At 70.3% G+C, this 12,325-nt stretch carries 9 protein-coding genes; 2 read left to right on the forward strand and 7 right to left on the reverse strand.

Annotated features, from left to right (window positions below; translation table 11 throughout):
- Nucleotides 1–342: 342 nt before the first annotated feature.
- Both ACFY29_RS23920 and ACFY29_RS23925 read right to left on the reverse strand, forming a co-directional pair.
- Nucleotides 343–1,182 (reverse strand): GNAT family N-acetyltransferase, encoded by an 840-nt coding sequence (locus ACFY29_RS23920; RefSeq protein WP_386989724.1) that lies wholly within the window; start codon nt 1,180–1,182, stop codon nt 343–345.
- A gap of 57 nt (nt 1,183–1,239) precedes the next feature.
- Nucleotides 1,240–2,463 (reverse strand): MFS transporter, encoded by a 1,224-nt coding sequence (locus ACFY29_RS23925; RefSeq protein WP_355614636.1) that lies wholly within the window; start codon nt 2,461–2,463, stop codon nt 1,240–1,242.
- A 108-nt stretch (nt 2,464–2,571) separates the two neighbouring features.
- On the opposite strand from ACFY29_RS23925, the gene ACFY29_RS23930 reads away from it, so the two are divergent.
- The gene (locus ACFY29_RS23930) at nt 2,572–3,162 is read left to right on the forward strand and encodes a PadR family transcriptional regulator (RefSeq protein ID WP_386989726.1); all 591 of its coding nucleotides are present in this window, start codon (nt 2,572–2,574) and stop codon (nt 3,160–3,162) included.
- A gap of 108 nt (nt 3,163–3,270) precedes the next feature.
- Here ACFY29_RS23930 and ispG read toward each other — a convergent pair whose 3' ends face one another.
- From ispG to ACFY29_RS23955, 5 genes are all read right to left on the reverse strand, one after another.
- Complete coding sequence (gene ispG / locus ACFY29_RS23935) at nt 3,271–4,443, reverse strand: flavodoxin-dependent (E)-4-hydroxy-3-methylbut-2-enyl-diphosphate synthase (protein ID WP_328424594.1); 1,173 nt, start codon at nt 4,441–4,443, stop codon at nt 3,271–3,273.
- A gap of 9 nt (nt 4,444–4,452) precedes the next feature.
- Nucleotides 4,453–5,703: a M50 family metallopeptidase gene (locus ACFY29_RS23940; RefSeq protein ID WP_386989728.1), complete on the reverse strand. Its 1,251-nt coding sequence runs from the start codon at nt 5,701–5,703 to the stop codon at nt 4,453–4,455.
- Nucleotides 5,703–6,914 (reverse strand): 1-deoxy-D-xylulose-5-phosphate reductoisomerase, encoded by a 1,212-nt coding sequence (gene dxr, locus ACFY29_RS23945; protein ID WP_386989730.1) that lies wholly within the window; start codon nt 6,912–6,914, stop codon nt 5,703–5,705. The genes ACFY29_RS23940 and dxr overlap by 1 nt, the downstream gene beginning before the upstream one ends.
- A 174-nt stretch (nt 6,915–7,088) precedes the next feature.
- Complete coding sequence (locus ACFY29_RS23950) at nt 7,089–11,060, reverse strand: CARDB domain-containing protein (protein ID WP_386989732.1); 3,972 nt, start codon at nt 11,058–11,060, stop codon at nt 7,089–7,091.
- A 392-nt stretch (nt 11,061–11,452) separates the two neighbouring features.
- On the reverse strand, nt 11,453–12,004 hold the full coding sequence (locus ACFY29_RS23955; protein ID WP_386989733.1) for a GNAT family N-acetyltransferase: 552 nt from the start codon (nt 12,002–12,004) through the stop codon (nt 11,453–11,455).
- Nucleotides 12,005–12,022: 18 nt separating this feature from the next.
- Here ACFY29_RS23955 and ACFY29_RS23960 point away from each other — a divergent pair, with 18 nt between their 5' ends.
- Complete coding sequence (locus tag ACFY29_RS23960; protein ID WP_386989735.1) at nt 12,023–12,199, forward strand: hypothetical protein; 177 nt, start codon at nt 12,023–12,025, stop codon at nt 12,197–12,199.
- The last annotated feature ends 126 nt before the right edge of the window (nt 12,200–12,325 follow it).

Here is a 12,325-nt window from a genome sequence, read left to right on the forward strand (position 1 = left end):
GAGCCGGGCGGGACGGGGCGGAGCCGAACCAGGCCAGGCCGAGCCGAACCAGGCCAGGCCGAGCCGAACCGGGTCAGGCCAGGCCGAGCCGAACCAGGCCAGGCCGAGCCGAACCGGGTCAGGCCAGGCCGGCCCGGACCGGACCGCGCCAGGCCGGACCGGACCGGACCGAGCCGGACCGGACCGAGCCAGGCCGGACCGAGCCAGGCCGGACCGAGCCAGGCCGGACCGAGCCAGGCCGGACCGAGCCAGGCCGGACCGAGCCAGGCCGGACCGGGTTGGGTCGGCTCGGAAGGCAACCTGCACACGAAAGTTGGCCCGCCTACGAAATGGAACTGGCGGTCAGAAGAGGACCGTGGCGAGGGTGCCGATCGGCTGGAAGCCGCAGCGCTCGTAGACCCGGCGCGCTGGCAGGTTGAAGTCGTTGACGTACAGGCTGACGGTCGGGGCGACCCGCAGCAGGGCGTCGCGTACGACGGCGGCCATCGCGGCGGTTGCCATCCCCCGGCCCCGCCACTCCGGAGCCACCCAGACGCCCTGGACCTGCGCGGTCCGCTTGGTAACCACGGCCAGCTCGGCCTTGAACACGACCTGGCCGTCGACGAACCGGGCGTACGCCCGACCGGCGCGGACCAGGTCGTTGACGCGTCGGCGGTAGCTGCGTCCGGCGTCCTCGGCCAGCGGGGAGACGCCGACCTCCTCGGTGTACATGGCCACCGATGCCGGAAAGAGCCGGTCGACCTCACCGGCGCGGACCTGGCGTACCTCCGGGTCGGCCGGTACGGCCGGCAGCGTGTCGGTGGCCAGCAGCGGCTGGTTGGGGCGGACGTCCCGGGCCGGGCCCCAGGCGTCGGAGAGGCGGTCCCAGAGGCCGAGGACGGCGTCCGCCCGGCCGACGATGGAGGAGCAGAGCCTCTCCTCGCCGGCGAGGAGGTCGGCGAAGGCGGAGATGGCTGGTTCGGTGGCGAGTACGGGGGTCAGGTTGCCGCCGAGCCAGCAGAGTGATTCGAGGTTGCGCCGTGCGCCATACCCCAGGATTCTGCCCTCGGCCCGCCACCAGGAGAGCCCCCGCGCGGCGATGCGCTCGGCGACCTGCGCGCCCGCGAAGGGGTCCAAGTCGAGCAGCCGCTCGACCGCGCGGCGCTCCGATTCTCCCAGTTGCCGTACCGGCACCGTCAGCACGTGTACCAGCCTGCCAGATCGGAACCCCGCCCCGCCGGCCGAGTGACGAGCCCGGCCTCAGACGGGCACGGGCTCGGCAGGAAGGCTGGTCGGCCGGGTGCGGCCGGCCCACCGGACGACTGGGGGCACCAGGGCACCAAGTAGGAGGAACAGCCCGCCGAGCAGCAGCCAGCCCGGTACGCCCCAGCCGAGCGCGAGGCTGGTCACGACGACCGGGGCGAGCATCTTGCCGAGTTCGTACCCCATGCCGTATGCCCCCTGGTACTGCCCCTGCGCGTTGGCCGGCGCCAGCCCGAAGGAGATCCCCCATCCGGCGGCGGAATGCCACAGCTCCCCGATCACGTGCGCCAGCGACCCGCAGCAGAGGAGAGCGACGGCGGCCGCAGTGGGCAGCGAGCCGCTGGCGGCGAAGAGTACGCAGGCCAGCGCGATGGCCACCCCCGCCCGACGGGAGGCGCGGGCGGCTCCCGGCAGGGTGACGGCGCTGCGCGCGGCGCGTACCTGGAGGAGCACCACCAGCACAGTGTTGACCAGCGTCAACCCGGAGATCATCCAGGCCGGTGCCCGGGTGTGCCCGGCGATCCACAGCGGCAGGGCGATGGTGAGCAGGCTGAAGTGCATGGACATCAGCCCGTCGAGCAGGGTGAACGCGAGGAACGGGCGGTCCCGCAGGGCGATCAGCCGGGGTCCGTGGGTCGGGGCGGCGACCGGCGCGACGGTGGGCAGCCGGAGGAAGACCACCGCCGCGGCCAGCGACGCGGCCGCTGCGGTCAGGATCAGCGCGACGTACCCGGCGCGGGTGTCGGCGGCGATGGCGAAGCCGCCGAGGACGGCGCCGACGGAGATGCCGACGTTGGTGGTGGCCCTCAGGTAGGCGCGGGTGTGCACCCGCTGGTCGGCGGGGATCACGCCGGCGATCAGCGCGCCCCGGGCGCCGCGCTCGACCGCGTCGGCGAGTGCCGTGGCGGCGCCCACCACCAGGAAGGCGACGAACGACCGGACGGTGATCAGGCCGGCGGTCAGGGTGCCGGCGGCGATCAGCCCTCCGACCTGTGCGCCGCGCGGCCCGATGCGGTCGGCGAGGTAGCCGCTCGGCGCGCTGGCGAGTACGCCGACCAGCGCCGAGATGGTCAGCCCGACGCCCACCTGGGTCGGTGAGAGGCCGACCGACCGGGTGAGGAAGAGCGCGCTGGCGACCAGCCAGAGGCCCCGCCCGACGGTCTTGACCAGGGTGCCGAGGGTGAGTGTCCGGGCCGGGCCGGGTGGGGGAAGCAGGCGCATGCCCGACACCTTAACAAGACGTACGTACGGTTTGCAGCCGGGACTTGCCAGCGATGCGTTGCCGATATATCGTTGATGCATCAGCGACAGTCCAAGGAAGGAACGGACATGAGATTCCATCGAGATCAACACCCGATGCACGAGGCTCGGAGGCGCGGCTTCGGCTTCCCGCCGGTCCCGCCCGGCCCGCACGGCCATGGCCACGGCGGACCCGGCGGTCCCTGGGGTGGGCGCGGCCGGGGACGGGGTCGGGGCCGACGCCCGAACGTCCGGGGCGCGGTGCTGGCACTGCTCACCGAGCGGCCGATGCACGGCTACGAGATGATCCAGGAGATCGACTCCCGCACCGGCGGGGCCTGGCGGCCGAGCCCTGGCTCGATCTACCCCACCCTCCAACTGCTGGAGGACGAGGGGGTGATCGTCGCCAGCACGGAGGAGTCCGGCGGCGGACGGAAGCGGTTCGCGGTCACCGAGGCCGGTCAGGCCGAGGCCACCGAGGCCGCGCAGACCCCACCGTGGGCGGAGTTCGCCGAGGACACGGTGAACAGCTGGCACGACATCCGTGACGCCGGTACGCAGGCGATGAGCGCGCTGCGCCAGGTGATGATGAACGGCACCGACGACCAGCGGGAGCGGGCCGCCAAGGTGCTCGACGAGACCCGGCGCAAGCTGTACGCGATCCTCGCCGAATCCGAGTGACACGAGGCCGCACCACCCGGAACACCAAAAGAGCGGCCGTTTCCCAAAGGGGAGACGGCCGCTCTATTCGGTACGCGTCGTCGGCGCGAGAGAGCGCCGCCGGACGGATCAGTGCACGGTGACGGTCGGGCCGGTGACCAGCCCGCGCAACTCCTCGGGCAGCTCGGCACCCATCTCGTCGGCGATCCGGAGCGCCTCCTCGATGAGCGTCTCCACGATCTGCGCCTCGGGCACCGTCTTGACGACCTGCCCCTTGACGAAGATCTGGCCCTTGCCGTTGCCGGAGGCGACGCCGAGGTCGGCCTCGCGGGCCTCGCCCGGACCGTTGACGACGCAGCCCATCACGGCCACCCGCAGCGGCACCGGCAGCCCTTCCAGACCGGCGGTGACCTCCTCGGCGAGCTTGTAGACGTCCACCTGGGCCCGCCCACAGGACGGGCAGGAGACGATCTCCAGGCCCCGCTCGCGCAACCCCAGCGACTCCAGGATCTGGTTGCCGACCTTGATCTCCTCGACCGGCGGGGCGGAGAGTGACACCCGGATGGTGTCGCCGATCCCCTCGGCGAGCAGGGCGCCGAAGGCGACCGCCGACTTGATGGTGCCCTGGAAGGCCGGGCCGGCCTCGGTGACGCCCAGGTGCAGCGGGTAGTCGCACTGCTCGGCCAACTGCCGGTACGCCCGGATCATCACGACCGGGTCGTTGTGCTTGACCGAGATCTTGATGTCCCGGAAGCCGTGCTCCTCGAACAGCGAGCACTCCCACAGCGCCGACTCGACCAGCGCCTCGGCGGTGGCCTTGCCGTACTTGCTGAGCAGCCGCTTGTCCAGGGAGCCGGCGTTGACGCCGATCCGGATCGGCACGCCGGCGTCACCGGCCGCCTTGGCGATCTCCCGGACCTTGTCGTCGAACTGGCGGATGTTGCCCGGGTTGACCCGGACCGCCGCGCAGCCCGCGTCGATCGCCGCGAAGACGTACTTGGGCTGGAAGTGGATGTCGGCGATCACCGGGAGCTGCGACTTCTTGGCGATCGCCGGCAGCGCCTCGACGTCGTCCTGGGACGGCACCGCCACCCGGACGATCTGGCAGCCGGACGCGGTCAGCTCGGCGATCTGCTGGAGGGTCGCGTTGACGTCGGAGGTGAGGGTGGTGGTCATCGACTGCACGGACACCGGCGCACCGCCACCGACCGGGACCGAGCCGACCATGATCTGGCGGCTGGCCCGGCGTGGTGCGAGCGGCGGGGGCGGCACGGCGGGCATACCGAGACTGATTGCGGTCACTTCAGGCACTCACCTTGAGAAGAGCGTGATCGGGTTGACGACGTCCGCGGCGATGGTGAGCAGGGTGAACGCACCACCAATCAGGATCACCACGTACGTGAAGGGCATCAGTTTGAGGTAGTCGACCCGGCCAGGGTCGGCCCGGCCGATCCGCGCGTAGATCCAGGAGCGGGCCCGTTCGAACCAGGCGATGGCGATGTGGCCGCCATCCACCGGGAGCAGCGGCAGCAGGTTGAACACGCCGATGAAGAAGTTCAGCGACACGAAGAGCATGAAGAAGACCAGCCAGGCGTTGTTCTCCACGGCCTCGCCGCCGAGCCGGCTGGCGCCGACCACGCTGATCGGGGTGTCCACGTCCCGCTCGCCGCCGGTGAGGGCGGTCCACAGGGCGGGGACCTTCTGCGGGAGCCGCTGCAGCGCTTGGGCCGTACCGACGGCCAGGTCGCCGGTGAAGGAGGCGGTCGCGCCAAAGGCGCCGACCGGCCCGTACGTCACCCGGGTGGGGGTGCTGGGGACGAGGCCGACGCCGAGGGCGGCCACCGGCCCGGCGGCGCCCTTCGGGTCGTCCAGGGGCGGACGCTGGGTCTGCGCGAGCACGGTGCTCGTGCTGCCCGGCTGCCCGTCACGGACGTACTCGATCCGCGCGGTCTCCCCCGGCTTGAGATTGCGCAGCGTGGTGAGCAGGTCGCCGTAGTTGCCGATCGGGGTGCCGTTGACCGAGGTGATCCGGTCACCGTCGCGCAGTTGCGCCTGCACGGCAGGGCTGGCCGCGTCGGCGGGCGTGCACGCCCGCAGCGCGTTCTCCGGCACCACGCACGGGCTGAGCTGGATGACCGCCGGCTCATTGCGGGCCTGCGCGTCGGTGGTCGGGAAGTCCGGGTTGGGCAGGCCGGCGGAGACGGCGAGGATCCAGATGGTGATCAGGGCGAGCGCGAAGTGGGTGATCGAACCCGCGGCCATCACGATCGTCCGTTTCCAGACCGGGTAGCGCCACATCGCCCGCGGCTGGTCGGCCGGGTCCACATCGTCGTCCTGCGGGGTCATCCCGACGATCTTGCAGAAACCGCCGAGCGGGATGCCCTTGACGCCGTACTCGGTCTCGCCCCGCTTGAACGACCAGAGGGTGGGGCCGAATCCGACGAAGTACTTGGTGACCTTCATCCCGAACGCCTTGGCGGTGAGCAGGTGCCCCGCCTCGTGCAGACTCACCGAGATGAGAATGGCCAGGGCGAAGAGGACCACCCCGAGCAGGTACGACATCAAGCTCCTTCCACCGAACCCGCGATGATCTCCTGCGCGTGCGCGCGTGCCCACGACTCGGCCGCGAGCACGTCCTCGACGGTACCTGGTTCGGCGAAGTCGGGAGCGTCCTCCAACACGCGCTCCAGCGTGTCGACGATGCCGAGGAACGGCAGCCGGCCCGCCACGAACGCCTCGACGCACTCCTCGTTCGCCGCGTTGTAGATCGCCGGGCGGCAGCGCCCGGCCTCCCCGGCGGCCTTGGCCAGCGCCACCGCCGGGAACGCGGCGTCGTCCAGCGGGGCGAACTCCCAGGTGTGCGCGCTCGTCCAGTCGACCGCGGCGGCGGCCCCGGGCACCCGGTCCGGCCAGCCGATCCCCAGCGCGATGGGCAGCCGCATGTCCGGTGGGCTGGCCTGGGCGATCGTGGATCCGTCGGTGAACTCGACCATGGAGTGGATCACCGACTGTGGGTGCACCATCACGGTGATGTCGGCGTAGGGCACGTCGAACAACTCGTGCGCCTCGATCACCTCAAGCGCTTTGTTGACCATCGTGGCCGAGTTGATCGTGACGACCGGCCCCATGTTCCAGGTCGGGTGTGCCAGCGCCTGCTCGGGTGTGACCTGCGTCAACTCGTCGCGGCCCCGGCCCCGGAACGGGCCGCCGCTGGCGGTGACGATCAGCCGGCGCACCTCACCGCGTGACCCGGAACGCAGGCACTGGGCCAGCGCCGAGTGCTCCGAGTCGACCGGGACGATCTGCCCCGGCCGCGCCACCGCGGCCTTTACCAGCGGGCCGCCCGCCACGAGGGACTCCTTGTTGGCCAGGGCGAGAGTACGACCACTGCGCAGCGCGGCCAGCGTAGGAGCGAGGCCCAGCGAGCCGACCACCCCGTTGAGCACGATGTCGCACGGCCACTGGGCCAGCTCGGTCATCGCGTCCGGCCCGGCCACGATCTTGGGAAGCTTGAAGTCGCCGGTGGCCCACCCGCGCCTGCTCGCCTCCGCGTAGAACGCGAGCTGGAGGTCCTGCGCGGCGGATGCCTTGGCCACCCCGACCGCGTCGACGCCGAGCTCCAGGGCCTGCGCGGCGAGCAGCGCGACGTTGCCGCCACCGGCGCCGAGCGCCACCACCCGGAACCGGTCCGGGTTGCGCCGGACGATGTCGATGGCCTGCGTGCCGATCGAACCGGTGGACCCGAGCAGGACAAGGTCGCGGGGGGAAGTCACGGGGCCATTGTTCCCCAGAGGCGCTGAGCGCCCGCTGGGAGCCCGGCGCTGATCGACTCCAGATCGCCGATGTCGGGGTATCCCTGACACCCGGATACCCCGACATCGCCGAACCCGTGTCGATCAAGCCGCCGGCCGGCGACCGAGGGCCGCCGCAGCGGCCCTCGGTCGGGACTAGCCGCCGTTGATCACGAACTGCGATCCTGGCTGGATCACGATGTTGCCGTCGGCCGAGTTGGTGATGGTCACGTTGGTCAGCGTGGCGTTGCCCCGGGCCCCGCTCATCGCGAGGATGCCGGCGCCGTTGTTGGACTTGTCGATCCGCACGTTGGTGATCGCGACGTTCGGCATGTTGCCGCCGCCGTTCTTGAACTGGATGCCGTCGTACGTCGAGTCGTAGATGTCGGTGTCCCGGATCGTGACCCCGACGATGTCCCTGGTGGCGGGGAAGAGGGTGATGGCACCGAACTCCTGGTCCTCGTTCCAGAAGGCACCGCCGGTCCGGTAGAGCCCGTTGTTGGCGATCAGCGTCGTCCCGGAGAAGGGCAGCGGGTCGTGGTCGGTCGCCAGCATGATGCCCGGGTAGTTCGCGGTGTCGTAGATCAGGTTGTTCTCGATCGAGTTGTCGTAGCCGCCGTAGATGGCGATGCCGTTCGCGCGCCAGGGCAACTGGATGGTGTTGTTGACGAAGTGGTTGTCGTGGGCGATGTCCACGTTCCGGTCCTTGACGTACGGGTTGGCCCAGACGGCCAGCGCGTCGTCGCCGGTGGTACGGAAGGACGAGTTGAACACCCGCGAGTTCCGCGTGCCGTTGCTGAAGTTGATGCCGTCGGCATAGGTGTTGCGGATCCGCATACCGGTGAACTGCAAGCCGTCGGCCGGGCCCCAGAGGTCGGGGATGTTGTCGTAGTCGCGTCCCACCCAGACACCCACGTTGGCGTGCTCGATCCAGACGTTACTGATCCGGGTGCCTGTCCCGAACCGACCGTTCAGACCCACCCCGCCCTCGGCGTTGCCGTCACCGCCACGGATCCGGCCCGAGCCGAAGATGGCGATGTCGGAGATCTGGGTGTTCTTGTCGATGTCGAAGCCGAAGTTGCCCTCGTGCGGGTGGTTGATGCCGCCCACCACGTTCTGCGGCTCGGTCAGCGTGTAGAGCTGTGAGTGCCACATGCCGGCGCCCCGGATCGTGACGTTGCTGATGCCGACCTGGTTGTGCGTACCCCGGTTCAGCGGGTCGTCGGTCAGGATCTTCTGCTCCTGCCGCCACTGCCCGGCCGGAATCCAGACGCAGCCGATGACCCCGTTCTGGTCGTCGGTCACGGCCCGTTGGATGGCCGCGGTGTCGTCGAGTCCGTCGTTGGGGACCGCACCGTACGACGTGATCGAGGTGCACTCGGTCGGCTGGCTCGCGGCCGGCGCCACCTGCTCCAGGTCGATCATGTCGATGACGTAGAACGAGGCGGAGTCGCCGGCATCGCGCTGCAACTTGAACCGGGTGCCCGCCGGGTACGACTGCGACAGCAGCGCGTTCGACTCGTCGAACAGCCGCCGGGCGTCGGCCTGCGGGGTGTTGGTCAGCGCCTCCGGCCCGTCCGTGTTGCCATAGAGCCAGCTGTGCCGCGACGAGAGGGTCAGCTTCCGGGAGAAGACGTCGTTGACGTAGAGGCTGATCGTCGCCTCGATGCCACCCCCGCCGGGCGCGTCCGGGATGGAGTTGCGCACCACGATGGAGTTGGCGGGGTTGGTCGAGGTGAACTCGACGAACTGACCGGTGCTGTTCAGTCGTACTGACTTGCGGCCCGAGGACTCGGTGGCGAAGTTGGTGTGGCCGAAGGTGCGCAGCGGGTCGGCCTCCAACAGCGCGCCCTGGTACCGGCCGGCCTCGGCCTCGTAGGAGACGTACGGGACCGCCGCCCCACGCCCGACCACGATCGACTGGGTGAACGCGTTGTTGGTCTCGTTGGTCTCGGCGACGGTGTTGGTCGCGTCGGCGGTGGCCGTGATGGTGGCTCCGCCGCTGGTGGCGGTCCAGCTCCCGGCGACCGCGACGGTGACCGTCGCGCCGGCGGCGATCGACGCGGTGTTGGTGTTGAGCGTGGTGCCGCCCACCACCAACCGGGTGACCGTGGTCGCGCCGGTCGCGGTGGTGCCGCGGTTGCGTACCGCCACGGTGAACGTGACAGACGCCCCGACGGCCGGGTTCGGCGGGTTGGAGCTGATGCTGAGGACCTGCAGGTCAGGCCCCGGAGCCTGCACGACCACCAACGGCGACGGTGCGGTGAAGCTGTTGTTGCCGTTGTTCTGCTCGACGATCGTGTTCGTCGGGTCGACCACCGCCGAGACGCTGTAGCTGCCCATCGGCCGGGTCCCGGCGTTGAACGAGACAGTGGTCGAGCCTCCCGCGCTGAGCGCACCCACCGCGGCGCTACCGGCAACCGTGCCGGCCAGGCTGAAGTTCACCGTGGTGGGTCCGGCCGCAGCCGAGCCCACGTTCTGGACCACGGCCGAGAGAGTGACCGGGGTGGCCTCGCTGGGCGACGCGGGAGACCAGGTAGTCGAGCTGATGACCAGGTCAGGGTTGGGCGCCGGCGTGCCGCACACCTCAAGCTCGGCCACCTGGCCCGACGGCGCACCGGTGTTGGCGGTGAACCGCAGTTGCACGTCGGCAGTGGTCGCGGTGACCGGGATGGTCACCACGTTGTTGCCCTGGACGAACTGGTAGTTCGCCGCCGACACCAGACTGGTGTACGTGGACGAGGCCTGGTCGCGGCCGAGGATCTGGATGTTCTGGGTACGGGTGCCCCAGGCCGGGTCCGGGTTCAGCTTGACGGCGACGGCCGTGATCGAGTGGTTCGCGCCCAGCGCCACGGTCAGGGTCTGCGGGTAGCTCGCCGCGCCCTCCCAGTACGTCGTGACCTGCCCGTCGTTCGCCTTCTCCGGCGTGAAGGTGAAGGTGGAGCCGCTCGCCGTCATGGTCTTGCCCTGCGCCACGTTGGTGCAGGCGGGGGGCGGGGTGCCGGTCCGGGTGACGGTGTTGCTGTTTCCGGACAGGTTGCCCGCGCCGTCGCGTGCGCGGACGTAGTAGGACACCGTCGCCGTCGACGGCTGGTTGTCCTGGTAGGTGAGGACGGTGCCCAGCGTCGCGATCAGGCTGCCGCCGCGGTAGACGTTGTAGCCGGCCAGCCCGCTGCCACCGGAGTCGGTGGAGGCGCCCCAGTTGAGCGTGATCGTGTTGCCCGACGTGCTGTGCGACAGCGTCCCCGGGACGCTCGGCGCGGTGGTGTCACCGCTGCCGGTACGGGTCACCGTGTTGCTGTTTCCCGAGAGGTTGCCCGCGACGTCGCGCGCCCGGACGTGGTACGACACGGTCGCCGTGGCCGGTTGCGTGTCGTTGAAGGTGGTCACGTTCCCGATGGACTGCAGGAGCGTGCCGTTGCGGTAGATGTCGTAGCCGGCGATGCCGCTGCCGCCCGGGTTGTCGGTCGACGCGACCCAGTTGAGGGTGATCGTGGTGCCCGACTGGGTGTACGAGAGATTGCCCGGCACGCTCGGCGCGGTCGTGTCCGGACCGCCACCGCCGCTGCCGTAGACCTCAAGCTCGGACAGCTGCCCGGCCGGCCACCCGCTGTTTGCCGTGATGTCGATACGCACGTAGCGCGTCGAGGTCTGGCTGAAGTTGATCGTGACCGTGCTGCCGCTCGCCGGGTTGAACGTGTAGGTCTGCGACGGCACCAGGTTGCTGAATGACGATCCGTTGGTACTGCCCTGCACGCTCAGGGTCTGCGTGCGGGTCGCCCAGCCGGAGGTCGGCACCTTCAGCACGACCTGGTTCACGGCCTGCGACGAGCCAAGGTCGACCTGCACCCACTCGGGGAACGAGTTGTTGGTGCTCTCCCAGTAGCTGCCCGGGTTGCCGTCGACGACCTTCGGCGAGTCGTAGACGTCGGCGTGGCCACTCTCCTGGGTCGGGCGGCCCTGGGCGAGGTTGGTGGCCGCCGGGGCGAAGGCGGTGCTCGTCGCGGCTGTCGTGCCGGCGGAGCGGGGGTTCTCCGCCGCGTTGGCGGCGGCCGTCGACCCGGCCGTGGCGATCACCGTGGCCGCGACTGTCGCCGCCACCATCCTGAACAGATTCGTTCGTCTCATCACTGTCCTGTCGTTGGGGGGACGGTGCCGCGACGGACTGGCCACGGCGTGGGGCGTGATTCGGCGCGTCGTCGGCCGACGCGCGGGGGCGTGCCGGCCGGTGTGGGGAGGCGCCGAGGAGGCGAGGGTGGTGGTGGCGGCGGGAAAGGGGAGAAAAGACGCCAAAGAGTCAGCCCGCTGAAACTTGCGGCGTCATGCAAAGAATCAAGCACACCTTTGTCGAGATTTTGCATGACGTTGACCAGATGTTACTGACGTGCTACGAGGGCGTCAACACTTCGACCACCGTGACTATTGACGGCCGCCCATCTGTCGGCGTTCGGCGGAAATGAAGGGGCCCCTGTCAACGCCTGGCGTCGACAGGGGCCCTTCCTTCGCTTCGCTGGCGGTGGTCAGTCGGTCGGGGCGGGCAGGACAAAGGCCTCCAGCTCCTCGCCGCCATACCAGTCGGTGCGCCGGCCCACGTGAGCCATGCCGAGTCGCCGGCAGACCGCCATCGACGGATCGTTGCCCGGCGAGACGACCGCGTAGATCTGCGGGGTGCCGGTGACGAACTCCCGCGCCGTCACCGCGCGGGCCGCCTCGGTGGCGTAGCCGTGACCCCACGAATCCGGGTGCAGGTGCCAGCCCACCTCGATGTCATCGGTACGCCGCGCCTCGTCCCGCCCCGGCAGCGGCTTGAGCAGCACCGTGCCGACCACCAGACCGGTGTCGCGCACCTCGATCGCCCAGGTGCCGTACCGGCCATGGTCGGCGGCGTGGCGGTCCCGCCAGATCTGCAGCCGGTCGGCGGCCTGCGCCGGGTCGGTCAGCGGCAGCCCGGGTGCCGCGCCCAGCCATCGCGTGATCTCGGGGCGGGAGTAGATGTCGTAGATGCGGGCCAGGTCGACCGGGTCCGCGGTCCAGTCGCGCAGGATCAGGCGTTCAGTGGTGAGAACGGTCATGGCGGGCGATCTTAATGAGTGACCGATCCTGGACAGGCAAAGGCATCAGCGGCCGGCTGGTGCACCGCGGCGACCGCCCTGGTGCTGGTGATGCCGATGGCGCCGCCGACCACCACGCCCCGGGATCCGCCCGAGCCGGCCACGACGCCCACCCCCTCGCACCGGACCGGTGTGCCGCCGCCCGGCTGCGGGTGACGTTACCGAGACAGCCGGCACCCCGTACGGCGATCACGGACCTCGGCCGTTGCCGAAGGGTTGGGAAAAGTGCGGCGATAGTCGTTGGGATTCGTAACAGCGCCGGTCCCTTCGATTGCGTTACAT

This window comes from Micromonospora sp. NPDC000668 (assembly GCF_042897975.1).
Taxonomy (GTDB): Bacteria; Actinomycetota; Actinomycetes; order Mycobacteriales; family Micromonosporaceae; genus Micromonospora.